At 60.4% G+C, this 23566-nt stretch carries 21 protein-coding genes and 2 tRNA genes; 1 reads left to right on the top strand and 22 read right to left on the bottom strand.

What is annotated here, in order from left to right; all coding sequences use genetic code 11:
* Positions 1–142: 142 nt before the first annotated feature.
* The 8 genes from DWY03_RS01885 to DWY03_RS01850 all read right to left on the bottom strand — a co-directional run bounded on the left by DWY03_RS01885 (position 143) and on the right by DWY03_RS01850 (position 8824).
* A tRNA-Glu gene (locus DWY03_RS01885) sits at positions 143–219 on the bottom strand.
* Positions 220–241: 22 nt separating this feature from the next.
* Positions 242–318: transfer RNA gene (locus DWY03_RS01880), tRNA-Glu, on the bottom strand.
* 127 nt (positions 319–445) lie between these two features.
* Positions 446–1840 (bottom strand): CCA tRNA nucleotidyltransferase, encoded by a 1395-nt coding sequence (locus DWY03_RS01875; RefSeq protein ID WP_117820246.1) that lies wholly within the window; start codon positions 1838–1840, stop codon positions 446–448.
* A gap of 201 nt (positions 1841–2041) precedes the next feature.
* The gene (locus DWY03_RS01870) at positions 2042–2974 is read right to left on the bottom strand and encodes a 1-phosphofructokinase family hexose kinase (protein WP_117820247.1); all 933 of its coding nucleotides are present in this window, start codon (positions 2972–2974) and stop codon (positions 2042–2044) included.
* 189 nt (positions 2975–3163) lie between these two features.
* A complete protein-coding gene (locus tag DWY03_RS01865; RefSeq protein WP_006233969.1) occupies positions 3164–4096 on the bottom strand; it encodes a 1-phosphofructokinase family hexose kinase in 933 nt (310 codons plus the stop codon).
* A 74-nt stretch (positions 4097–4170) separates the two neighbouring features.
* Complete coding sequence (ptsP, locus tag DWY03_RS01860; RefSeq protein ID WP_117757234.1) at positions 4171–5874, bottom strand: phosphoenolpyruvate--protein phosphotransferase; 1704 nt, start codon at positions 5872–5874, stop codon at positions 4171–4173.
* Positions 5875–6007: 133 nt separating this feature from the next.
* Positions 6008–6271 (bottom strand): HPr family phosphocarrier protein, encoded by a 264-nt coding sequence (locus DWY03_RS01855; RefSeq protein WP_022094575.1) that lies wholly within the window; start codon positions 6269–6271, stop codon positions 6008–6010.
* 549 nt (positions 6272–6820) lie between these two features.
* The gene (locus DWY03_RS01850; RefSeq protein ID WP_117837197.1) at positions 6821–8824 is read right to left on the bottom strand and encodes a fructose-specific PTS transporter subunit EIIC; all 2004 of its coding nucleotides are present in this window, start codon (positions 8822–8824) and stop codon (positions 6821–6823) included.
* A gap of 272 nt (positions 8825–9096) precedes the next feature.
* Between DWY03_RS01850 and DWY03_RS01845 the strand changes: the two genes are divergently transcribed.
* On the top strand, positions 9097–9954 hold the full coding sequence (locus DWY03_RS01845) for a MurR/RpiR family transcriptional regulator (protein ID WP_231500809.1): 858 nt from the start codon (positions 9097–9099) through the stop codon (positions 9952–9954).
* Between the two features lie 333 nt (positions 9955–10287).
* Here the strand turns inward: DWY03_RS01845 and DWY03_RS01840 are convergent, their stop codons facing one another.
* The 14 genes from DWY03_RS01840 to alaS all read right to left on the bottom strand — a co-directional run bounded on the left by DWY03_RS01840 (position 10288) and on the right by alaS (position 23479).
* Complete coding sequence (locus DWY03_RS01840; RefSeq protein WP_117820250.1) at positions 10288–11916, bottom strand: DNA repair protein RecN; 1629 nt, start codon at positions 11914–11916, stop codon at positions 10288–10290.
* Complete coding sequence (locus DWY03_RS01835) at positions 11906–12766, bottom strand: NAD(+)/NADH kinase (RefSeq protein WP_117820251.1); 861 nt, start codon at positions 12764–12766, stop codon at positions 11906–11908. Before DWY03_RS01835 ends, DWY03_RS01840 begins: the two co-directional genes overlap by 11 nt.
* A complete protein-coding gene (locus DWY03_RS01830) occupies positions 12763–13566 on the bottom strand; it encodes a TlyA family RNA methyltransferase (RefSeq protein ID WP_117820396.1) in 804 nt (267 codons plus the stop codon). Before DWY03_RS01830 ends, DWY03_RS01835 begins: the two co-directional genes overlap by 4 nt.
* A gap of 34 nt (positions 13567–13600) precedes the next feature.
* The gene (locus DWY03_RS01825) at positions 13601–13840 is read right to left on the bottom strand and encodes an exodeoxyribonuclease VII small subunit (RefSeq protein WP_117820252.1); all 240 of its coding nucleotides are present in this window, start codon (positions 13838–13840) and stop codon (positions 13601–13603) included.
* 2 nt (positions 13841–13842) lie between these two features.
* Complete coding sequence (gene nusB, locus DWY03_RS01820) at positions 13843–14427, bottom strand: transcription antitermination factor NusB (protein ID WP_117820253.1); 585 nt, start codon at positions 14425–14427, stop codon at positions 13843–13845.
* 3 nt (positions 14428–14430) lie between these two features.
* Positions 14431–14793: an Asp23/Gls24 family envelope stress response protein gene (locus tag DWY03_RS01815; protein ID WP_006233982.1), complete on the bottom strand. Its 363-nt coding sequence runs from the start codon at positions 14791–14793 to the stop codon at positions 14431–14433.
* A gap of 24 nt (positions 14794–14817) precedes the next feature.
* Positions 14818–15381 (bottom strand): elongation factor P, encoded by a 564-nt coding sequence (efp, locus tag DWY03_RS01810; RefSeq protein ID WP_006233983.1) that lies wholly within the window; start codon positions 15379–15381, stop codon positions 14818–14820.
* A 159-nt stretch (positions 15382–15540) separates the two neighbouring features.
* A complete protein-coding gene (locus DWY03_RS01805; protein WP_117820254.1) occupies positions 15541–16671 on the bottom strand; it encodes a Xaa-Pro peptidase family protein in 1131 nt (376 codons plus the stop codon).
* Positions 16672–16802: 131 nt separating this feature from the next.
* Positions 16803–17912, bottom strand: a complete 1110-nt coding sequence (locus DWY03_RS01800; protein ID WP_117820255.1) for a 3-dehydroquinate synthase — start codon at positions 17910–17912, stop codon at positions 16803–16805.
* The gene (locus DWY03_RS01795; protein WP_117736305.1) at positions 17909–18442 is read right to left on the bottom strand and encodes a shikimate kinase; all 534 of its coding nucleotides are present in this window, start codon (positions 18440–18442) and stop codon (positions 17909–17911) included. The genes DWY03_RS01800 and DWY03_RS01795 overlap by 4 nt, the downstream gene beginning before the upstream one ends.
* A gap of 8 nt (positions 18443–18450) precedes the next feature.
* A complete protein-coding gene (locus tag DWY03_RS01790; protein ID WP_099431674.1) occupies positions 18451–18948 on the bottom strand; it encodes a YqeG family HAD IIIA-type phosphatase in 498 nt (165 codons plus the stop codon).
* A 1-nt stretch (position 18949) separates the two neighbouring features.
* Complete coding sequence (mltG, locus tag DWY03_RS01785; protein ID WP_231500808.1) at positions 18950–20383, bottom strand: endolytic transglycosylase MltG; 1434 nt, start codon at positions 20381–20383, stop codon at positions 18950–18952.
* A complete protein-coding gene (ruvX, locus tag DWY03_RS01780) occupies positions 20376–20804 on the bottom strand; it encodes a Holliday junction resolvase RuvX (protein WP_035138185.1) in 429 nt (142 codons plus the stop codon). The genes mltG and ruvX overlap by 8 nt, the downstream gene beginning before the upstream one ends.
* A gap of 17 nt (positions 20805–20821) precedes the next feature.
* Entirely contained in the window at positions 20822–23479 is a 2658-nt protein-coding gene (gene alaS, locus DWY03_RS01775; RefSeq protein ID WP_117820256.1) for an alanine--tRNA ligase, read from the bottom strand.
* Positions 23480–23566 lie beyond the last annotated feature (87 nt).

The following is a 23566-nucleotide window of genomic DNA, read 5'->3' as shown; positions in this document are numbered from 1 at the left end:
TTCTAACAGTCAAAATATCTTGGATATTGTACCCGTAAGGGCCATAGACAGAACGCAAAGCTCTGGTTCAAACGGGAATTGCAGACGGTTGTTTGAAAATAAAAAACCCGACCTTCCAAGGGAAGACCGGGTATCAGATGCGTGGTAGCCCGTACCAGATTCGAACTGGTGATCTCCGCCTTGAGAGGGCGGCGTCCTAAACCGCTAGACGAACGGGCCATAAGCCTCAGCAGAAAAGAAGTGGTAGCCCGTACCAGATTCGAACTGGTGATCTCCGCCTTGAGAGGGCGGCGTCCTAAACCGCTAGACGAACGGGCCACATGACATCTGCACTGCCGTGCTGCGAGGAAATATATTACGGGACAAAAAACGTCAGCGCAAGAAGAAATTCCAAATTGCCGAAAAATTGTCGGCAGGTTATGGAATACGCAGGTAAACTTGGTAGCTAATTCAAGTTGAGATGAACCAAAAGAGCTTCGCGCTCGTTGGGGATGTTGTCCTCGATAACGGCATCGAGGGCAGCGTTGAGTAGTTGGCCTAGCTCAGGCCCCGGCTTCACACCGGCACGGATCAGGTCGCCGCCGTTGATGGCGAGCATCTTGAGCGTATAGGGCTCCCCCGCCTTCAGCAGCTCGTGCGCCATCGCGCGCATCTCCTCAATCGTCTCAACGTAATAGAAGCACGACGGGGCCTTGCCGAGCGTGTCGGCACGCTTAAGATCCATGAGCTCGTCCATCAAACGCGGCGTGTCGACGCCCTCGCCCGAAAGCGCGCGCATCATATTGAGCAGGCAGGAGCGCTCGGGGCGCAGCGGCTTGTCGTGATATTTGATGAGCAGGCACACGTCGCGCACCAGGTCGTGCGAGAGCGCCAGGCGATCCATAATGACGCGCGCTTTCTTGGCGCCGAGCTCGGGATGACCGTAGAAGTGTCCGCTGCCGGCGTGATCGACCGTGAAACAATCGGGCTTGGACACATCGTGCAAAAACGCCGCCCACATAAGGCTCGACGAGGGCGCGACGCCGTCGCACAGCGCAAGCTCCCCTGCCACCGTCAGCACACGGGCGATATGCTCGTAAACGTTAAACGCATGATAGACACTTCGCTGATCAAAGCCGCGACCCGCTGCCAGCTCAGGCACAGAGGCACAGATGAGCTCGGGGTAGCGCAGCATCGCGTCTCCCCCATGACCGGTCGAAAGAATGCCCTCAAGCTCAATACCCACACGCTCGCGCGCCACGGCGTCGAGCAGCGGCGCGCACTCGGCAAGCGCGCGCTTAGTCTCGGGCTCAATCATAAAGTCCAGGCGGCAGGCAAAGCGCACCGCACGCAACATGCGCAGGGCGTCCTCGTTAAAGCGACGCTTGGGATCGCCGACAGCGCGAATCAGCTTGCGCTCCAAGTCACCCTGGCCGTCGTAGCGGTCGACAAGCCCGCGCTCGGGATGCCATGCCATAGCGTTGACGGTAAAGTCGCGGCGCGCCAGATCGTCCTCGAGCGAGGCGGCACGCTCCACACTCTGGGGATGGCGACCATCGGTGTAAAAGCCATCCAGACGGTACGTGGTGACCTCGATACGCTCGCAATCGGAAATAGCCGTGATTCCGCCAAATTTAATGCCCGACTCCACGACCGCGATACCAGCGGCCTCGAGCGCCACCTTGGACTCCTGCCACAGGCCGCTACAGCACATATCAACATCGTGGCTGGGGCAACCCATCAGGGCGTCGCGCACCCAACCGCCCACGTACCAGGCCTCAAGACCAGCATCCTCAAGAGCGCACAGCACGCGCAGAGAGGCAGCTGACGGCTGCGTAGCGTTGAGCGAAACATTGCACATTCCTGTGGCCTCCTGCAATTGCGGGCATATCGATTGATGGTTTCCATGAAGTCTAGCAAGAAATGAGAGCGGGCGCACACGCGAACGCGCTTCAAGCACGATTGGATCCCAAGGCATCGACTACAAACATGAAAAAGCACCCGCCTCGGCAATCCGAGACGGGTGCTCTACAAAGCAAAGATGCAAGGTCCGTGCGCTGCGTTAGCAGACCTGACGGATGGCGATGCCCTTCTGATACTCATCGACCTTAGCAAAATCGCCCAGGCCCGGGCACTCGACCACGTTGGCACCGGTGGCCATCGAGAGACGCAGAGCGTCCTCAACACGCTCGGGGGCGTCGTGCCACACAGACAGGAAGGCGGCCAGTGAGGAATCGCCGGCGCACACCGTCGACAACAGCTTGACGTCAAAGGTGCGCTTGGCAAACCAGATGTGCTCGCCGTTGGAGAAGTACGCACCGGCACCGCCGAGGGTCAGCAGCACGTTCTTGGCGCCCTTGGCGTGCAGCTCGGCCATGGCACCCTTAACGGACTCGTCGTCGCCGCCGCTCACCTTAATGCCAAAGATGTCGAGCAGCTCGTCGTCGTTAGGCTTAATGAGGAGCGGCTCCATAGCAATGAGGTCGGCCAACTGATGGCTCGAGATATCGAGGACGAACTCGGCCCCCTTGGCCTTGACGCGGCGCAGGACCTCGGCCAGGAAGCCCTCGGAAGTGTTGGGAGGCAGCGAGCCGCTGATGACCAGGCAGGTCATGTCATCAAGCGAATCGATAAGCTCAAACATCTCCTGCTCGTTGGCATCGTTGATGGCGGCACCGGCGTTGACCATGTTGTACTCGGTGTCGGGGCCGGCATTGAGGAACACGTTGACGCGCGTGATGCCGTCGGTCCACACGGGCTTGACGGGCACGCCCAGGGCCTCAGCGCCCTTAACGATAAACTCGCCCGAGAAGCCGGCGAAAAAGCCCAAGATCGTGGTGTCGACACCGTAGTGGTCAAGCGTAAACGAGACGTTGAGACCCTTGCCGTTGGGCGTGTAGACGGCGTTGCGGGTACGCGTGACGGTGTTGGCAGCAAGGCCGTCGCAGGCGATGTTGTAGTCAATGGCGGGATTTGCAGTGAGCGTGTAAATCATGAATGTTCCTTTCACGAAGCAACGTGTTAATGAAAGTATATTCCACACATCGGTAAAAGGCTAGGACAACTCGGCGAACGGTGTGGAAGCGATGAAGTACGGAAGGACACCTCTCCCCCATGGCCGAACAAAAAAGGCGCCCTGGCCGAAACCGGGGCGCCGCATGCGCACGAATATGTCGCGTTTCGATTACTGACGATCGAGCTTGCGGACAGCAACGCGCTTGCTGTACTCGTCGACGTGACCGAAGTCGCCGATGCCGACGGACTCGGCAACGTTGGCGCCGGTGGCCATAGCGAGCTTCATGGCCTCCTCGACGTTGTCGCGATCCCTGTACCACTTGTGCAGGAACGCAGCGAGGGTGCAGTCGCCGGCGCAGACGGAAGAAACCAGCTTGATGTTGAACTCACGCTTGGCGTACCAGATGTCCTCGCCGTTGGAGAAGTAAGCGTCGCCGCGGCTACCACGGGTGAGCAGCACGTTCTGAACGCCAGCGTCGTGAGCCATCTTCATGGCAACGCGAACCTCGTCGTCGGTGTCGACCGGCACGCCGAAGATGGCCTTCATCTCGTGATGGTTCGGCTTGATGAGCAGCGGCTTCTTGTGAGCGAGCTCCTTGAGCTTGTCGGAGGACAGGTCCAGGACGACGTCGGCGCCACGAGCCTGAGCGTGCTCCATGACCTGAGCCAGGAAGTCGGGCGTAGCTTTGGGAGGCACGGAGCCGGAGACGATCAGGCACTCAAGATCGCCCGCGGTGTCCAGGATGTTGTAGAGCTCCTCCTGGTGCTGCGGCGTAATAGGAGCGCCAGGGTTCAGGATGCCGTACTCGTGCTGGCCATCGTTGACGTAGGTGTTAATGCGCGTGATACCGTCGGTCCAGACCGGGCGGCAGAGGCAACCCAGGTTCATGACCTCCTCGACGATGAACTTGCCCGTGAAGCCAGCGAAGAAGCCGAGCGCGACGGTGTCGACGCCCATCTTCTTAAAGGCGAAGGACACGTCGAGGCCCTTGCCGTTAGCCGTGTAGCTGGCCGAGCCGGTGCGGACGTTCTCGTCGGGCTCGAGCGGAGAGCTCGAAACCGTCATGTCGACAGCCGGGTTAGCGGTTAGCGTGTAGAACATTTACAGTACCCCCTGTATATGTGAGGGCCGCGTGGCCGGCCCATTCCAACCACGCGGATACCTCTGATACCAAATTAGCGAGCTGCGGACTCAAGCAGTGCCTTGACCTCGGCGGCGGTGTTACAGGCGAGCGCCTTCTCGGCGAGCTCGTCGCACTCGGCCTTGGTCCACTGGCTGATGGTCTTGCGGGCGCGTAGGATCGACGGAGCGCTCATCGAGAACTCCTCCAGGCCCCAGCTGATCAGCAGCGGCTCGAGCAGCGGATCGGCAGCGGCCTCGCCGCACATACCGACCATGATGCCGGCCTTAACGCCGCTCTCGATGATGTTCTTGAGCGAGCGGAGCACGGCGGGATAGTACACCTGGTACAGGTTAGAGATGGTGTCGTTGCCACGGTCGGCGCACATGGTGTATCCGATCAGGTCGTTGGTGCCGATAGAGAAGAAGTCGGCGACCTCGGCCAGACGGTCTGCGAGCAGCGAAGCGGCGGGCGTCTCGACCATGATGCCGACCTCGATGTTCTCGTTGAACTTGCGACCCTCTTCGGTCAGCTCGGCCTTGCACTGCTCGACGAGCTCCTTGACAGCCAAGACCTCCTCGACGCAGGTGACGAGCGGGATCATGATCTTGACGTCACCGAAGGCGCTAGCGCGCAGCAGAGCGCGGAGCTGTACCTTGTACTGGTCGGGATTGGCCAGGCAGTAACGCACGGCGCGGAAGCCCATGAAGGGGTTATCTTCCTTGACCATGTGCAGATACGGAATCTCCTTGTCGCCGCCCACATCGAGCGTGCGGATGATGACCGGAGCACCCTTGAGCGCGCTGGCGACCTTACGGTAGGCGTTGAACTGCTCCTCCTCGGAAGGAAGCTCAGCAGAGTCCATGAACAGGAACTCGGAGCGGAACAGACCGATAGCCTCGGCGTCGTGATCGAGCGCGTTGGGCACGTCATCGGGGTTACCGATGTTGCAGGCGATGATCTTCTTGATGCCATCGGCAGTCACGGACGGCTTGCCACGGAAGGCCTCGAGGGCTGCCTTCTCGGCAGCGAAAGCCTCGGCCTTGGCAGTGTAAGCGGCGAGCGTCTCCTCGTCGGGATCGGCCTCGACGATACCCTTGCCGCCGTCGACGACAACGGTCATACCGTTGCGCAGCGCGGTGCAGCTGTTGGAAACCGAAAGGACAGCCGGGATCTCGAGGGCGCGCGCAATAATCGCGGAGTGCGACGTGCGGCCACCGGTCTCGGTGACGATACCGGCAACGTGGGCCTTATCGATCGTGGCGGTCATGGACGGCGTGAGGTCGTGCACGACAACGACGGTGTTCTCGGGCAGGACGGAGAGGTCGACGACCTCCTTGCCCAGCAGCTCGGCCAGAATACCGGTGCGGATGTCGGCGATGTCGGCGGCGCGCAGACGGAACATCTCGTCGTCCATGGACAGGAACATGTTCTCGAACATGGTCGAGGTGTCCATGAGCGCCTGCTCGGCGCAGGTGCCGCCGTCAATGGCGGCGTTGATGGCGTCGGTCATGCCCGGGTCCTGAGCCAGGACAATGTGTCCGCTCATGATCTCGGCCTCGGCCTCGCCCACCGTCTCCTTCATGTGGTCGGCCTGAGCCTGGGTCTTCTCGCAGAAGACCGAAAGAGCGGTCTGATAGCGCTCCTTCTCTGCGGCCGAATCAGCAACCTCGTGCGGCTCAAACGTCAAGTCGGGATCGACGGCGACCATGACGGTGCCGATACCGATGCCCTCGGAAGCGTTGACTCCCTGATACATTCCCATTCCTCTCTCCGTGTCATGTGATAAAGCGTTTTGCCATATCCATGACAAAAGAGCGCAGCTACCTTACAACAGGTCACTGCGCCCCCAAATATGAACTTAGTTGTTCAACATGCGACCCGTTTGAGTTCTACTCGCCAAGACCGCTCTTGATGAGCTCGATGGCAGCAGCCAGAGCCTCGGCCTCGTCAGCGCCGTCGCACTTGACCTCGACCTCGGTGCCGCAGGGGATACCAGCAGCCATGAGGGCCATCGGGGACTTGCCGTTGACCTCCTTCTCGGGGGTGACGACCGTCACGTCACAGGCGTACTTGCCCATGGTGGAGGCGAACAGACCAGCCGGACGCATGTGCAGACCCTGAGGATTAACGAGGGTAGCCTTCTCAGAAACCATAGTTGACTCCTTTTTTGTGTTTAACCCCTGTCATGCATGTGGCAGGAGTCAGATTCACGACGTTGTTTATATTAACTCACATCAAACGGTTTTTCATTGTGTTTCAGACGAATTATTGGACAGATGTGTTTGTCGTCCGCTTGCTCGCCCACAGGGGCCCGTGCGCGGCCTGTGAGATTTCCTGCTCTACAGTCCTGCTCGCACGAAGAGCACATTAAGTGCTCTTCGGCTCGTGCGGAACTCGCGATAAATCTCACAGGCCGCGCACGGGCCCCTGTGGGCGAGCAAGCTGCGGAAACTCGGTCGATCCAGAGTAATGTCGGCTGAAAGGAATTCAGGCTGAATATTTGTCCGCCCGGACGATCCGATAGACAGGCAGCGCTATCCCCTTCTTCTAACTTGCGGTGAAATATGGACTGATTATGGGGTTGAAACGTTTAAACAGTCCCTATTTCACCGCAACTTAAGGGGGGCATGAAAAAAGGCGGAGGCCCTGGAGAGGGTCTCCGCCTTTTTTACAGGGGGCGATGTTATTCGCGTACCGTGGAATTAGACCAGGCGGGCGTTGATCGTCTTGGCGATCTCGGCGGCGTCGGTGGAACCCTTGACAGTGGCACGGAAGTCCTCGTCCATGAGCGCCTCGGCGACCTTGGACAGGATCTTGAGGTGCGTGGTGCCAGCCTGGGCACCCGGGATGAGCAGCGCGATGGCCACGTTGACGGGAGCGCCGTCCATGGTGTCCCAACCGGTCACGCCGGACTCGTCCTTGACGACGATGACGGCAGCCTCGGTAATGGCGTCGGACTTGGCATGCGGGATGGCGAAGCCCTCCATCATGCCCGTGGTGCCCTCGGCCTCGCGGGCCAGGAAGGCGTTCATCACGGCGTCGGCGTCGCCGGCGATACCGGCCTTGACAGCCTGGTTGGAAACGAAGCTCAGGGCCTCGTCACGAGAAGCGAAGTCCTCGGCGACAAAGACATTCTCGACCTTCACGAAGTCGGCAGCCTCGGCCTTGGGGGCCTCGACAGCAGCGGGCTTGGGAGCCTCGGCCGGCTTGGCTGCAGGAGCGACCTTCTGGTTCTTCTCGAAGTCGTACTTCTTGAAGGCCACGAAAAGGATGCCGCCGACCACGGCGCCGATGAGGATCGCGAGGACCCACAGGGGACCGTTCTCGACAACGGGCAGGACCAGGAAGCCACCGTGAGGCGCCGGATCGTGGACGTTGAACATAATGGTCAGGATCGAAGCGATAGAGGAACCGAGCATCATGATGGGCATAACGGGCCAGATGTTCTTGGTCATGAACGGAATGGCGCCCTCGGTGATGTGGGTGCAACCAAGGATGAGGTTGACGATACCGGCGTCATGATCCTCCTGGCTGAAGTACTTCTTGCCGACAACGACGGCGAAGGTGGTGATCAGCGGCGGAACGATGCAAGCGGCGGAGACGGCAGCCATGAAGTTGGTGCCGAAGTTATAGGTGTCGGTGCCAACACCGGCGGCCAGGGCCTCGGTGAGCATAGCGGTACCGGTGACGTAAGCAGCCTTGTTAACCGGGCCACCCATGTCAAAGGCACACATGCAGCCGATGGCAAGACCCAGGACAACGGCGCCAGAGGCGGACAGGCCCTTGAGGAAGTCCATCATGGCGGTGTTGATGGCAGCCATGGGGCCGGAAATGCCGAGCATGACCAGGCCGACGATAGCCGTCGAGAACAGCGGGTACAAAAAGATTGCCTTGAGGCCGTCCAGGTTCTTGGGCAGACCGGCAAAGACCTTCTCGAGCAGCAGGATGACATAACCGGCGAGGAAGCCACCGACGATGCCGCCCAGGAAGCCGAAGCCCACGCCGGCGCCACCGGCGTCGATCATGCCGGTCTCGGCGTTAACAGGCAGGCCCTGGATGGCGATCATACCGGCAACAAAACCGGGGACGAGCGCCGGGCGCTTGCCGATGGACTCGGCGATGTAGGCGGAAAGCACCGGAACCATGAGGTTCATGGCAATGCCGCCGATGATCTTGAGCATAGCGGCGAAGCTGTTGTAGTCGGCAGCCGTCGAATCGAAGGACGTGATGCCCCACAGGAACGAAACGGCGGTCAGAACACCACCGGCAACGACGAAGACCAGCATGTGGCTGACGCCGTTCATGAGGTGCTTATAGATGACGTGGCCGATGGACTCCTTCTCCTCGACCTCGTCCTCGACATCGGCAGCGGCCGCAACCGTGCTGTCGCCCTTGGCGGCAAGTGCGCGGTCAATCAGCTTACCGGCGGCCTCAACGGACAGGGCCTTGGAAACACCAACGGAAACCATGGGCTTGCCGGCGAAACGCTCAGCCTGGACATCCTTATCGGCTGCGACGACGACGGCCTTGGCACCGGCGATCTCGCTCTTGGTGAGCTCGTTCTCGACACCGACCTGGCCATGAGTCTCGACCTTAATGGTCAGACCGCGCTCGGCAGCTGCCTTCTCCAGCGCCTCCTTCGCCATGAAGGTGTGCGCAATGCCGGTCGGGCAACCGGTCGCGGCGATGATGTCAAACTTAGCCATGTGTCCCTCCTTTTTAAGTTTTGCGCCCGCAGGCGCTCCCCTACACGCGCGTCCTTGCGCGCTTTTCCACAACTGAAAGATACCAACCTACCGTCCGCGTGAGAAGAGACAGGGCGCAATTCTCCGGTGAAAGGTTCTTTCATAACCGTAAACGGTAGGTGAAAGTTTACCATCAACTCTTGAAACGGCAAGGTGTATCTTGTAATTGAAAATCCCCCTATACTATGACATTACAAAGCGAGTCCGATTTTCATGCCAACCAGGAGCCATCCATGTCCGATAGTAGCAAGAGCGCACTTTCCCTCATTAGTACCCATCAGGGATACAGCGAGTCCGAGCAGCGCATTGTCGACTATATACTGGAGCACCAGTCCGAGGCGCCACGCCTCACGGCGGCTCAGCTCTCGCGCGCCGCCGCCACGTCCGAGGCGACCGTTTCGCGCTTCTGCCGCAAGCTTGGCTTTGGTAGCTTCCGCAGCTTTCAGTTTTCGTTGGCAAGGGATTTGGAAAGCCAGCGCAACGAGGGCCTGACTGACGAGGTCTCGCTCGACAATATGGAGCAGAGCCTCAAGAACATTCTGGCTGCCAAGGTGAGCGAGCTTAATGCGACCATCGACGGGATCGACCACGATACGCTGGCGGCTGTTGTGCATGCCCTTAAGCATGCAGGGGTTATTGAGTTTGCAGCTGTGGGCAATACGAACGCGGTCGCGCTCGATGCGACGTTTAAGTTTTCGCAGCTGGGCCTGCGCTGCATGGCGAGCACCATTAGCGAGACATCAATCGGCTTTGCGCTCACGTTGCGTCCAGGTGATGTCATCGTGCTCATCTCAAACTCCGGCAAATCGCGTCGACTGAATCGCATGGCAAAAGCGGCTCGCGACTGCGGCGCAACAATAGTCGTCATCAGCAGCGACAGCAAATCCCCGCTCGCGCGCCTGGCAGACTACACCTTTAATACCGTCAACCACGAAGCACTGCTGACGACGGGCGACTTTGCGTTCTCCAAGATCAGCGCCACGATGATCATCGAGGTTATCTACAACTTCCTGCTGCCCGAAATCGAGGACGCGCGCGAGCATATCAGCTACTACGAGGAGCTCATCCAGCCGGATAAGGTCGTGGAGTAGGTTTTAGTAAGGGTCGTTATGTACCGTTCCCACAAAACTATGCCGGTTTACTACGATGAATTCGGAATATGCGAACACATCGCGTTTTAAAAGAAAACCGCAGGCGTTCTACCTGCGGTTTTCTTTTTACAATTTTAGCCATGCTCGAGCTACGCCAATTCATCGTAGTAAACCGGCATAGTTTTGTGACACATGGGCCACGCAAGCACGTGGTGGGACAAAAATATCAGTAGTTTTGTCCCAGGGTCGCCCGCGGTAACAAGCACGATGCGGCTTTCACACATGGGACAAGAACTACTGATATTTTTGTCCCACCAACACCGCTGATACGGCCTAGCCTCGAGCTTCTTCCAGCATCTGCTTGGCGTGGGCCAAGCTTGCCTCGGACTGATCGCCGCTGAGCATGCGGGCGATCTCGGCGGTACGCGCATCACCGGTTACCTCGTCCAAATGCGTCTGGGGAACATCGCCCGATTCCTTGCTGACAACATAATGCTTGTCGGCCATGACGGCGACCTGTGCCAAGTGGGTTACGACAATCACCTGATGCGTAGCGGCGAGATCTGCCAGCACGCCCGCAAGCGCACGCGCCGTGGAGCCACCGACACCAGCATCGACCTCGTCAAACACGAGCGTATCGACACCGTCCGCGTTACCGAGGACAACCTTGCTTGCCAGCATGACGCGGCTGAGCTCGCCGCCCGACGCAATTCGGCGCAGGGGGCGCGGCGTCAAACCGGCACCGCTGCGGTATAGCAGCTCGTAGCTCGAAGGACCAACGGGCGTCCACTCAGCACGGGGAAGATCACGTGACTCCCAGACGAGCTCGGCACTACCCATCTCCAGGCGTGCCATCTGACGACCCACCTCGTGACAAAAACGCGGGGCTGCCGTATTGCGCGCACGCTTAAGTGCCTTGGCGGCGGCAAACAACTCGCGCTCGGCGATCCCGAGCGCCTCACGCGCCTTTTTGATCTGTTCATCGCCATCATCGACCAGGGACAGCAGCTCTTGCGAGCGATCGCGCATGGCAAACACATCGTCCATGGTTGGACCCCACTGACGCAACAGGCCCTTGAGGTCGGAATACCGCTCACGCATGCGAGCGAGCTCACGCGGGTCGAAGGCGATGCCATCACGATAGGCACGAAGCTCGTTCGCGCAATCCTCAAGGGAGATACAGGCATCCGAAAGCGTATCGGCAATGTCACCCAGTTTGCGATCGACGGTAGCCATACGGGAAAGCTCTGCCACGGCGTTGTTCACGACATCGAGCGCTCCCCCTTCAGCGGCAAGCGATGCATGGACATCGTTAGCTGTGGCAACGAGTACCTCGGCATGTTCGGAGCGCGGCAGCAGTTCCTCGAGTTCCTCATACTCGCCCGGCTTGGGATCGACCTCGCCGATGCGCTCGAGGGCAAAGCGCGCCTCCTCGACGCGGCTCCCCTGCGCACGCGAGGCCTCTTCGACGCGACGGACTTCCTTGGCAGCCGCGCGCGATGCCTTAAAGCAGGCGCGGTACGCATCCAGCGTCTCGAGTGCCGGGCGCCCTGCCCAGGCATCGACCATGGCAACATGATGCGCCGGATCGAGCAAGCGCTGGTGCTCGTGCTGGCCACACAGATCCATCATCACGCCGACGCGCTCCGAAAGCTCGCGCACACTGGCGATACGGCCGTCAATCTTCACGCGGCTGCGGCCCTCAGCGGAAAGGCTGCGCTGGACCGTGAAGCCTTCCGTGTCGTGCGGGCCGTCGAACAAGCGCGCCTCGACACTCGCCAGCGCCTCGCCCTCGCGCACCGTCGACGAATCCGCGCGCTCACCCAAAATAAGCTTGAGGGCCGAGAGCAGCGCGGTCTTGCCGGCGCCAGTCTCGCCAGTCAAAACCGTTAGGCCCGAACTCGGAACCAACGTCGCCTCGCGAATGAGTGCAATGTTAGAAACCTGCAGCTCATCGATCATGACGGACTCCGTAGAATACGCGGCTCACCGAGTTATAAAAGCTCTCGGGGCCGTAATCGAGCAGCAGCACATCTCCGGGCCCGCGGCGCACCGCCACACTCTCGACGGTGCCATCGCAAGTAATAAACTGTCCATCGATAGCGATCGCCGGAACGCTCGGGCGGTCGTCAGACATAAAGATTTCGACGACATCACTCGGCGAAGTCAAAAAGGCACGAGCCTGAATGGTGTGCGGCGCAATGGGTACGCAGACCATGCCCGTGTAATCGGGGCTCACGATGGGGCCACCGGCACTCAGCGCGTACCCCGTAGAACCAGTCGCCGTGGACACGACCACGCCGTCGCCACGCAGTCGATCGATATGGTGGCCCGACACCGTGATGTCGAACTCGACCATATCGGACAGGGGGCCGCGCGTAAGCGCCATGTCGTTGAGAGCGAACGTGCGCACGACATCCTTCGTGCCCTCGTCGCGCACGGACACGATATCCGCGGCGATCGTGGCGCGACGGCTCACGTGCAGCTCGCCGGACAGGGCGTCGCTCACGACCTGCAGAATGTCGCGCTCCTCGGGACTCGCAGCAGTTAAAAAGCCCAGATGACCATAGGAAAGACCAAGGATAGGAATCTCGCGGTAGTTGAGGATACGGGCCGCACGCAGCAGCGTGCCGTCGCCGCCGAGCGTAATGACCAGGTCGGCATCGTCAACATCGGGCGCGCTCTGGATCTTGGAGCGCTGATCGGCAGCCCATGCCACCTCGTAGCCCTGGCGTGAAAGCCAAAGCTCGAGTATCAGGCCGCTCTCGACCGCCTCTTGCTTGTAGTAATTGGGAACCAGAAAGACCTTCATAGCGTTGCCGCTTTCTCGCTCAAAGCCGATACCTGGGATTGCAGCTCATCGTCGGTGCGTTCACCAGGAGCAAACCTCGTGCCGTACAGGAAAAACTCAACGTTGCCCTTGGCACCATGAATGGGTGACACGCACACATCGACCGGGAACAGACCCTTGGCAGCAAAGAGTTCAACCGCCGCCACGAGTGTATCGCGGCGCACGGCAGGATCGGTCACAATGCCGCCCTCACCCACCAGCGCCGCCGGAGCCTCAAACTGCGGCTTTACGAGCGTGCAGAATGCGCCCGTAGACGTCAGGCACAACAGCACCGCATCGATAATGTTCGCGATGCCGGTAAACGAGACATCACATACAGCCAGGTCGATGGCACTCGCATAGCCAAGCTCAGGCAGCTGCGTCACGTTGGTGCGCTCATGCAGCGTCACGCGATCGTCCTGACGCAACGACCAATCGAACTGGGCGCGACCCACGTCCACCGAGACAACGGTCGCAGCTCCGCGCTTGAGCAGGCAATCAGTAAAGCCGCCGGTAGAGCAGCCCACATCCAGACAGGCAAGGCCCGTCGGATTGATGCCAAACGCATCAAGCGCGCCTTCGAGCTTAAGACCGCCGCGGCCAACATAGGGAATGCGCCCCTTCACGTGCAGCGGCAGGCCCGGGGTCACCTTAAGGCCCGGCGAAGTCAAGCGCTCGCCGCCACTCGAGACCAAGCCGGCCATAAGAGTGCGAAGGGCATCCGCGCGATCGGCGCAGATGCCCTGTGAAATCAGTTCGTCATCAAGACGCACGCGTTTCATGAATGCCATCAACCATTCGTATCCGGAGATGCGGCTAGCTATCGCGGGATTCGTTTGCCGCATCCTCATCGTATTCCTGTTCGAGCTTATCGGCCTCACGCGGCGTCAGCTCAAACTTGTCGACCATATCGACCGCGCGGGAGCCCAGCTCAATCGCCTCGTCAAACAGATCGAGCGAACGCTCCAAGGAGGTATCCTTGGAGCGAACGGTAGCGATAATCTGGTCTAGACGGTCCGAGATCTCGTCAAAGTTGCGGACAGAACCCTCTGGCATGACTACTCCTCGACGGAGTCGACGACAACCTCGGAGGCGTCCGCGTCCTCGGCCAGCACACCAGCCTCAGCCTGAGCAACCGCAACTTTAGCGGCAGCCTCGGCAGCCTGGGCCTCCTCGCGAGCGCGATCCTCGGCCAGCAGCTCCTGGTACAGGTCCTCACCCGGCAGCTCCTCGCTGCGAGCGATCTTGCCCAGCACGCCGTTGACGAACGACGCGGACTGGTCGGTCCCATAGGCCTTGGCAAGCTCAACGGCCTCGTTGATCACGATGGCGTCCGAGACCTCTTCGTCGGTAGGGAAGCGCATCTCGTAGACGGCGATACGCAGCAGATTGCGGTCGGCGCCGGGCATGCGCATAAGATCCCAGTTCTTGGCGACGGCGCGCAAGGCACAGTCGATGCGATCGATATGCTCGTAGGCACCGCGGCACAGCTCCAGCGCATAGGGGTCGAGGGGGCCCTTCGAGATCAGGAAATCGCCCTCGAGGACGCGCTCGAGCGGGCTGTCCGTGGCCTCGGCCTGAAACAGCAGCTGCAGCGCCTGACTGCGGGCAAGCGTACGCCCGCGATAAACCTTAAGGCTCAAAGGTTACTCCTTGGGGAAAACGAGGCCGTCGATGCAAACGTCAACGCGCTCGACCTCAACGCCCACCTGGGCATCGATGGCAGCGACCACGGCAGCGCGAACGGCCTCGGCGAGTTTCTTGAACGGATAGCCAAAGAACACCACGACACGCACGGTGAGTGCGAGCTTGTCGCCGACGACCTCGGCCTCGACCGCCGGCTCGGAAGCCGGGGCCTTGGACGAGAGCATCATGGAGACAAGGTTGGTGGCAAGGTCCTTGACGCCAACGGAGGCGATGCCCTCGACATCCGACACGGCGCGCGAGACGATGGCGGTCAGAACATCGGGTGAAATGCCGATGCCGTCAATCTTGATTTCCTGGGGCATGAGTCCTCCTAGAAGAGTTGGTTGCTAGACGCGGGAGACGAACTTGCCGTCGCGGGTGTCAACCTTGATGACCTCGCCCTCGTTGAGGTACATGGGGACCTGGATGACAGCGCCGGTGTCAATCGTGGCCGGCTTGGTGGAACCCTGGACGGTGTCGCCCTTAAAGCCCGGGTCGGTCTGGACGATGGTGGTCTCGATGAACATCGGCGGAGTCACGCCCATGAGCTCATCGTCAGCGAAGAGCAGCTGGCAGATGTCGTTCTCGCGCAGCCACTTGGAGTTCTCGCCCACCATGTCCTCGGGAACGGGAACCTGCTCATAGGACTCGTTGTCCATGAAGATGTAGTCGGTGCCATCGTTGTAGAGGTACTGGAACTCACGGGTGGTGAGCATGACGCTCTCGAACTTGGTGCCGGCGTTGCAGGTGTTCTCGACGACGCGGCCGCTCTTGATGTCGCGGGTCTTGTAGCGCACAAACGCGCCGCCCTTGCCCGGCTTGACATGCTGGAACTCGACGATGGTGTAGACCTTGTCCTTAATGCGAAGACCGAGGCCGTTCTTGAAGTCGGCGGTAGAAATGGTAGGCATAGTGACCTTTCTTGTTATGGGCAGAACGCACAAGCGTCCAAATTACATACGACCGAAATTATACACTTGCAGACGGCGCCTGCAGCGAGCGCATAAAAAGAGAACGCGGGGCGTCCGAATCGATCCGGACGTCCCGCCCCAAAAATCTATCGAAATGAGCTAGCAATCGATGACGTGAAGGTCATGCGGCGTCTTGGTGAAGGGCTCGTAGCCGTTCTCGGTGACCACGCCGTAGTCCTCCAGACGCACGCCGCCCACGCCGGGCAGGTAGACGCCGGGCTCCATGGTGATAACCGAGCCGACCTCGATGATATTCTTGCTGCGGTTGAAGTTGGGCAGCTCATGGATGTCAATGCCCACGCCGTGGCCCAGACCATGGTTGTAGTAATCGCCATAGCCGGCATCGCCAATGATCTTCTTGGAAAGCTTGAAAATGTCATTGCCCTCGACGCCCGGATGGATGGCGGCGACGCACTCCTCGTGCGTACGGCGCACGAGCGCGTACAGGTCGAGCTGTTCTTGCGTGGGCTCGCCCATCACGACGGTACGCGTCATATCGGAGCGATAGTCGCAGTAGCCCGCGCCATAATCCATGAGAACGAAGTCGCCCTTCTCGATCACACGGTCGCTCGGGACGGCATGCGGATTGGCGGTGTTGGGACCGCTCGCGACGATGGAGCCAAAGGCCAGGCTGTCGGCACCGTTAGCGAACATAAAGTTCTCGAGCTCGTTGCGGACCTGCTTCTCGGTCATACCGGGCTTAATATAGCCGAGCATGTGCTGGAAGGCGGCGTCGGTGATCGACTGCGCGTGGCGCATGAGCTCGATCTCCTCGGCGTCCTTGATGGCGCGCATCTTACGGATGTCGTCATGCATCAGCGGCAGCATGCAGGCAACGGAGCGGTCCTCCAGGCCACGCTGAATACCCTGGTAGAAATTGATCTGCATGTCGTCCTCGACAGCGCAGACGCGGCACTTGTTGGCCGCGATCTTGCCGGCGACCCAACCGGGGATGGCGCCCTCGTCCATGTCGTAAACCCAGGGGCTGCCGGCGGGCGTGTTCTCCTCAAAACTGTTGAGATAGCGCGAGTCGGTATGGAACAGGCACTGGTCGGCTGTAATAAACGCAGCGTGCGGGAACTCGAAGGTGTAATCGAAGACGCCCTTCACGCCCGTAAGCCAACGAAGGTTGGCCTCGTCGCGCACCACGATAGCGTCGTAGCCGCGCTCAGCCATCAGGGCACGGACACGCTCAATACGACCGGCAGGACCGGCAGCAAACTCTGACATGCAGATTCCTTTCTTGTTGTCTTCATAAAGACGGGACGGGCTCAATCAGCGTACGGAATCGCGCGCGATTCGCAACCGATTGGAAACCCGCCCCTCAACATGATACGAAAGACGATGTATGTCAATAAATCCTAGAGAAGTTCTTTGCGAGAAGCCAAGTAGGCGTGAGCATGGCGGTCGAGGACCTCGTCCTCAACGCTCGTTAGACGAATGGCGCCGAGTGCCACGGGCAGCGGCAACATACTACGGTTCGAGCGGACAAACTGCTGCCTGCGGAACTCCTCGATATATGCGGCAGGCTCCAGATCGAAGGCGAGCTCCTCGATACCAAAGTCCTCCAGGCAGTCATCGACCTCAAAGACGTAATCGATATCGAAGTCGCAGGCATCGTGTGCTAGGCGCGCCTCAAAGCGCATGCCCTCGGACAACAGCTGGTAGGCAGGCACCTGCGAAGCGGCATCGCCCAAGCAGGCGCGCAGGGTACGCTCCCCCGTCTTGCCAAAATCGAGCGCATGGCGGGCGCTCGGGTTCGTAGCCATCAGCACGTCCTTGCGGGCAGTCTGAGACCACTGAACGGCATTGACGAGCGCGACCTCCTCGCCCGCGAGAATCTCGGGAACGGTCTCGGTAAACTGATTCCAGCGGGACTTACTACTCGAAAGCATGGTGCCAACAAGTACCGCATAGCCGAGCTTGAGGTCCTCGGGGGCCGCCTCGCGAACAAGGTCGAGGTCACACACGACCAAGCCCGGCTCGGGACAGAACGCGATAGCGGGAAGCGCATGCGCGGACGAGGCGACAAGCGGCTTCATGGTCGTCGCAACCGTGAGCATGGCGTCGAACGTCGTCGGCAGCAAGGCGCACTCGGTGCGACCGCACCACTGATTGGCACACCAACAAACGACCGAGCAGGTCGCCGTGTCACCGACAGCGACAACGAGATCGTCGCAGGTAATGCCGTTAGCCGACAGGGCGCCAAAGACGGTATCGGCATCGGCCAGCGTAGCACCGGCAGGAGAAACCTCGAGGACGAGCAGCGACACGGCAAAACCGGCGTCGACCAGCGCATGCTCGACGACCTCGCCAAAACGCTCGGATGTAGCGTCGTTCCAAACCACCATCGCGCGCTTAGGCTTGCCCACAGCCGAGGCAAACATGCGCGACAGCTCCTCGAACGCGCCCAATCCAACGCGGACATCGACACTGCGGTTTTGGAAATTGATAAGTTGACGGCGAATCATAGCAGTCCACGCTCCAAAAGCATCTCGGCACAAAGGTAGGAAACGTCCTCGAAGGACTTGTTGCGAATATCAAGGGTAATATCGGCGGCCTGGCGATACAGCGGACGGCGATGCTCAAACAGGCGCGCAGCGTGCTCGGGCGAGCGGAAATCGGGCCGGGTATCGGAGCGGCGAATCTGGCGCAACGAGTCCTCAAAGTCGCCTTCGAGGTACACGCATATACCCATCTCATGCATCAGCTCAATGTTCACCGGCGTCTCGACGATGCCACCCCCGCACGACACCAGCAGGCTGCGCTCGCTTTGAAGCGAACGGAGTGCCGAGGTCTCAAGCTCGCGAAAACGATCCTCGCCCTCGGTCTCAAATATCTCGGTCACCGACTTGCCACATCGACGCACAACCAAACGATCGGTATCGATAAAACGCCGCTTGAACATAGTGCCGACGTTGCGCGCGAGCGTCGATTTGCCCGCGCCCAAAAAGCCGATAAAGAAGATATGGTCGCAGCCGTGTTTGATGTGCTGAGACATGGCGAAACCTATTCCTCGCAGGGAAGGTCGCGCAGGGCCCGGCGCTCAAAGATACGGAAGATCTGCGTGTACCACAGGTCCTGGGTTGCCTGCGGCTTGACCAGAATAGTGTCAACGCCGGCAAAGTTACCGCTCCACACGTCCGTGTACAGCTGATCGCCGATCAGCACCGCCTCGTCTGCCGTGGCGCCAAGGCGCTTAAGACCCGCCTTCAAGGCAAACGGGGCGGGCTTCATGGCGTGGCTGATGGCCTCGAGTCCCAGCTCGCGTGCAGAGCTCATGACCTGATCGCGATGCCAGTTGTTGGACACCATGCACAGCTTAAAGCCTTTGGCGCGGGCGGTATCGAGCCAAGCGGAAACCGCGGCGGGAACCTGCTCGGTGTCGCGCGGAACCAGAGTGTTATCGCGATCGAGCAGAATGGCGCGTTTGCCGTCGGCCCACAGGGTATCAAGGTCGATGCGATCGACCGAGGCAACGTATCGTTTGGGGCTAAAAATCCTCATGCTAATTCCAAGACAGTTGATGCTCTTCGTAGGTTTGCGAGAAGTACTCCTCGTCCTGCGTAATGTAGAAATACAGGTCATCGGAGTCGGTTGGCTCAAGCGTGGCCTTGAGTGCCTCGAGCGACGGAGAGCAGATGGGCGTGGGTGGCAGGCCCTCGTGCTTATAGGTGTTATACGGGCTATCGCTCTGCAGGTCGTCGGCGGTAACCTCGCCACCGGTGACATACATCATGGTCGCATCGCTGTTGAGATAGCGCAGACCGTCGAGCTTGCCGGCAAGGCGGTTGTAGAAGACCGAGGCCACGTGTGCACGTTGATCGGCGTTGAGGCCCTCGCGCTCAACGATAGAGGCCAAGTTGACGATGTCGTAGTCGGACATCTCCACACCGTAGCGCTCCTTGATCTTGGCTTCGCAGCTCGCAAAGTCAAGCGACTTGTACTCGGTCTTAAACTGATCGAGCATGGCGCGAATCACGTCATCGGCCGTCGGCGAATCACCCAACGAATAGGTCTTGGGGAACAAGAAACCCTCGAGCGAGTCGTTGGCGGCGCCCTTAAGGAAGCTATAGTCGTCCACGTAGTTGGAGGCCTTGGCCTGGTTGAGGAAGTCTTCCTTAGAGATGCTGTCGTAGGCCTGGGCCACGCGATCGGCGACTTGATCGACTGTCAGACCCTCAGGGATAGTCAGCGCATTGGAGCCCGCGTTGGGGCCTTCCATGAGCTGCTGAACAACCTTGGTCGCATCCATGAGTGTGGTGAACGAGTAGGTGCCAGGCTTAAGCGACATATCGGCGTTAAGCTTTTTCACCGCCGCGTAGTAATCCTTGGGATTTTCGACGATATGGTTCTCGGAGAGAATCGAGGCGATCGTATCGCCCGAAGCACCGTCGGGAATGGTCACCGTAACTTGCTGGCCAGCAGCGACTTTCGCATCCTCACCGGCAAAGAAGCCCTTAACGGCAGGTACGACAAAGAAAGCGATAGTAGCAAGCGCGATTACGGCCACCACAACGCCGATGATCATAGGAACCGGAGAACTCTTCTTTTGAGCACCGCGACGAGCATGCGTGTTGTAGCTCGAGCGAGTCGCCGGAGCAACGCCATGCGACCCGCGAGCGTGATGCGAATGCGATTGGGGGGCCTGCGTTCGCTGGGTAGGTGCCTGTTGCTTAAAGCGAGCACCGCCTGCAGGCTGAGCCGAACGAGCAGTGGGCTGCTGAGCCGCGTGAGAAGCCGGATACTGAACCGAACGAGCAGAAGGCTGCTGACCCGTCCGTTGAACAGGTTGGGCCGAACGAGAGGAGGACTGCACCGGGCGCGCGGCAGACTGAGCTGCGCGCTGGGTCGGCTGTGCCGGACGCTGGCCAGGCTGGGCAGGGCGCGACGCCGACTGACGTGTACAATTCGGCTGGCGCGGATCGGAAGCGCTAGGCATGCGAAACCTCCTCGTTTTTACGATCAAGCCACGTCTGCAAAAACAGGCTGGCGGCAATCATGTCAATCTTGCCCCTCATCTGCTTTTCGTTGAGGCCCTGCTCGCGCAGGATACGCTTTGCCTCTTGCGAGGACAGGCGCTCGTCCTCAAACTCCAACGGAAGATCGAGCTCGTCGGCAATCTTTTGCGCAACAGCGGCAACGCGCTCGGCCTGGGGACCGGGCTCACCGGCCATGGTCAGGGGACGCCCACTTACCAGGATATCGGGCTCATAGTCCTCAACCAGGTAGCGGAACGTCTTGGCCATACCGGTGACCTCTGCAGCCGGGAGCACCTTGACAGGCATCGCCATCTTGCCATCACGGCTCGAGACGGCGATGCCGATCCTGGTCTCCCCTATGTCCAGCGCAAGCGCGACCACAGCGACTACCTAGATTCTTAGGCGCCGAGCGCGGTCTTAGCGGCCGCGAGGGCATCGGCGATGCCGGCGGCGTTCTTGCCACCGGCCTGGGCCATGTTGGGACGGCCGCCACCGCGACCGTCGACCAGGCCCGCGATCTGCTTGATCACGTTACCGGCGTGGAAACCGGCCTTGACGGCGTCATCGGAGCCGGCGGCGAGCAGGGCCGGGGTGCCCTTCTCGGTCACGCTGGCGACGACGCAGGCGACAGGACCGGCGACCTTCTGGTGCACGGTATCCCAGACGTTGCGCAGGTCGGCAGCCTCAAGGCCCTGGAGCTCAGCGACGACGAGCTTGTAGCCGTCGAGCTCGACGGCGCCCTCGATGGCGCTGGAGATAGCGTCGGAGGAGCCACCGGTCAGCGCCTTCTTGAGCTTGTTGGAAGTCTCGCGCAGCTCGGCCTGCAGGTTCTCCACGCGGGCGGGAACCTCATCCACGCGGCACTTGAGCGCAGCAGCGGCGGCGTCGACGAGCGCCAGACGGTCGGCCATGTAGTCGAGAGCACCCTTAGATGTCACGGCCTCAATACGGCGGACGTTGGAGCCCGTAGAGGACTCGGAAATGATCTTGAACAGGCCGATCTCGGCGGTGTTGGCGGCATGGGTGCCACCGCAGAGCTCACGGGAGAACGGCTGGTCCTCGGCGCCCACGGAGACAACGCGGACGACGTCGCCATACTTCTCGCCAAACAGGGCGACAGCACCGGCGGCCTTGGCCTCGTCGATGCCCATGACGCGGGTCACGACCGGCTTGGAGGCGAAGATCTGCTGGTTGACCAGGTCCTCGACAGCCTTGAGCTGCTCGGAGGACAGGGCCTCGAAGTGCGTGAAGTCAAAGCGCAGGTGCTCGGGCGTCACCAGCGAGCCAGCCTGGGAGACATGCTCGCCCAGGACCTGCTTAAGCGCAGCGTCGAGCAGGTGGGTGGCGGTGTGGTTGCGGCGCAGGAAACCACGGCGCTCGGCGTCGAGCGCGGCGGTCACGGTAGTACCGACGGTCAGCGTACCCTCGGTGACGTGGGCGACGTGAGCATACAGGCCGTTGTGGTTCTTGGTATCGGAAACGGTCAGCGCAACGCCCTCGGCGGAAAGCTCGCCGGCGTCACCCTGCTGGCCGCCCATCTCGGCGTAGAACGGGGTGCAGTCGAGAACAACCTCGACATCCTCGCCCGCAGCGGCGGACTCGACGGACTCACCGTTGCGAACGATAGCGACAACTTTGGCATCCTCGATCACATCGTTGTCATAGCCGTCGAACTCGGTCGCAGCGACCTTGTCCGAAAGCTCGACCCACACGTCGTTGAAGCTGCCCCAGGCGTCGCCCTTGGCATTGGCGCGAGCGCGGGCCTTCTGGTCCTCCATGCAGGCGGTAAAGCCGTCCATGTCGACGTCGTGGCCAGCGACGCCGGCAATCTCGACGGTCAGGTCAATGGGGAAACCAAAGGTGTCATGCAGCTTAAAGGCGACGTCGCCCGGAAGGACAGCACCCTCGGCAAGCGCGGCCAGAGCCTCATCCAGGTAGAAGCGGCCGTTGTCGAGCGTCGTGGAGAAACGCTCCTCCTCGGAGGCGACGATGCCCTTAACGAGCGCGACGTTCTTGAGCAACTCGGGATAGGCCTCGCCCATCTGAGCGTTGACCTCGTCGATGAACTTGGTCAGGAAGGCGCCCTCGATGCCCAGCAGACGACCGTGGAACACGGCACGGCGGAGCAGGCGGCGAAGGACGTACTCGCGACCCTCGTTACCGGGCAGGATGCCGTCAGAGATCATAAAGTCGACGGCACGGGAGTGGTCGGCGATGATGCGCAGGGAGCGGCTGGCGCCGGAGTAATCGTCGGCGTCATAGGTCTTGCCGCTGATCTTCTCACCGAGCTTGATGAGGTGCTGCATCAGATCGCCGTCGTAGTTAGCGGTCTTGTGCTGCATGATAGCGGCCATGCGCTCCAGACCCATACCCGTATCGAGGTTGCGGTGCGGCAGCTCCGGCATGGAGCCGTCCTCCTGGCGGTCGTACTGGGTAAACACGAGGTTCCAGAACTCAAGGAAGCGATCGCAGTCGCAGCCAGGCTTGCAGTCGGGGCTGCCGCAACCGACCTCCTCGCCCATGTCAAAGTAGATCTCAGAGCACGGACCGCAGGGACCGGTGGGGCCAGCGGCCCAGAAGTTGTCGTCCTCGCCCAAGCGGGAGATGTGATCCTCGGCAACGCCCAGGGAGCGCCATACGTCATGGGTCTCGTCGTCCTCGGTAAAGACGGTGAAGTACAGGCGATCGAGCGGCAGCTTGAACTCCTTGGTGATGAGCTCAAAGGCCCAAGCGCAGGCCTGCTGCTTGGAGACGCCGCCAAAGGAGAAGTCGCCGAGCATCTCAAAGAAGGACAGGTGACGGCCGTCCTCGCCGATGCAATCGATGTCGTTGGTGCGGACGCACTTCTGGCAGGAGATCGCGCCGATCTCCTTCATGGTCTTCTTGCCCTGGTAGTACTCCTTAAACTGATTCATGCCGGCGTTGGCAAGCAACAGCGAAGGATCGTCGGGGACGAGGGACGAAGAAGGATAGAGCTTAAGACCGCGCTCCTCAAAGAAGTTGAGGAACTTAGAGCGAATCTCGGCCGTAGTCATTGACGGGTAGTCAGCACTCATAGAGGGAATCTCCTCGGTTTCACATCGAAACAGTTCAAACGTAAAGATATTACCATCCCACCGCGCCTGTGCAAAAAAGAGGGCCGC

Origin of the sequence: Collinsella sp. AF23-2 (assembly GCF_003459245.1) — a bacterium.
GTDB lineage: Bacteria > Actinomycetota > Coriobacteriia > Coriobacteriales > Coriobacteriaceae > Collinsella.
The sequence above is the reverse complement of the archived record's forward strand: the minus strand, read 5'-3'. Positions and strand labels throughout refer to the sequence as shown.

Excerpts from the sequence above, each read along its gene's own strand:
- DWY03_RS01875 (WP_117820246.1), bottom strand. The coding sequence starts at position 1,840 with ATGTGCAATGTTTCGCTCAACGCTACGCAGCCGTCAGCTGCCTCTCTG.
- DWY03_RS01870 (WP_117820247.1), bottom strand. The coding sequence starts at position 2,974 with ATGATTTACACGCTCACTGCAAATCCCGCCATTGACTACAACATCGCC.
- DWY03_RS01865 (WP_006233969.1), bottom strand. The coding sequence starts at position 4,096 with ATGTTCTACACGCTAACCGCTAACCCGGCTGTCGACATGACGGTTTCG.
- ptsP (WP_117757234.1), bottom strand. The coding sequence starts at position 5,874 with ATGTATCAGGGAGTCAACGCTTCCGAGGGCATCGGTATCGGCACCGTC.
- DWY03_RS01855 (WP_022094575.1), bottom strand. The coding sequence starts at position 6,271 with ATGGTTTCTGAGAAGGCTACCCTCGTTAATCCTCAGGGTCTGCACATG.
- DWY03_RS01850 (WP_117837197.1), bottom strand. The coding sequence starts at position 8,824 with ATGGCTAAGTTTGACATCATCGCCGCGACCGGTTGCCCGACCGGCATT.
- DWY03_RS01845 (WP_231500809.1), top strand. The coding sequence starts at position 9,097 with ATGTCCGATAGTAGCAAGAGCGCACTTTCCCTCATTAGTACCCATCAG.
- DWY03_RS01840 (WP_117820250.1), bottom strand. The coding sequence starts at position 11,916 with ATGATCGATGAGCTGCAGGTTTCTAACATTGCACTCATTCGCGAGGCG.
- DWY03_RS01835 (WP_117820251.1), bottom strand. The coding sequence starts at position 12,766 with ATGAAGGTCTTTCTGGTTCCCAATTACTACAAGCAAGAGGCGGTCGAG.
- DWY03_RS01830 (WP_117820396.1), bottom strand. The coding sequence starts at position 13,566 with ATGAAACGCGTGCGTCTTGATGACGAACTGATTTCACAGGGCATCTGC.
- DWY03_RS01825 (WP_117820252.1), bottom strand. The coding sequence starts at position 13,840 with ATGCCAGAGGGTTCTGTCCGCAACTTTGACGAGATCTCGGACCGTCTA.
- DWY03_RS01815 (WP_006233982.1), bottom strand. The coding sequence starts at position 14,793 with ATGCCCCAGGAAATCAAGATTGACGGCATCGGCATTTCACCCGATGTT.
- efp (WP_006233983.1), bottom strand. The coding sequence starts at position 15,381 with ATGCCTACCATTTCTACCGCCGACTTCAAGAACGGCCTCGGTCTTCGC.
- DWY03_RS01805 (WP_117820254.1), bottom strand. The coding sequence starts at position 16,671 with ATGTCAGAGTTTGCTGCCGGTCCTGCCGGTCGTATTGAGCGTGTCCGT.
- DWY03_RS01800 (WP_117820255.1), bottom strand. The coding sequence starts at position 17,912 with ATGATTCGCCGTCAACTTATCAATTTCCAAAACCGCAGTGTCGATGTC.
- DWY03_RS01795 (WP_117736305.1), bottom strand. The coding sequence starts at position 18,442 with ATGTCTCAGCACATCAAACACGGCTGCGACCATATCTTCTTTATCGGC.
- DWY03_RS01790 (WP_099431674.1), bottom strand. The coding sequence starts at position 18,948 with ATGAGGATTTTTAGCCCCAAACGATACGTTGCCTCGGTCGATCGCATC.
- mltG (WP_231500808.1), bottom strand. The coding sequence starts at position 20,383 with ATGCCTAGCGCTTCCGATCCGCGCCAGCCGAATTGTACACGTCAGTCG.
- alaS (WP_117820256.1), bottom strand. The coding sequence starts at position 23,479 with ATGAGTGCTGACTACCCGTCAATGACTACGGCCGAGATTCGCTCTAAG.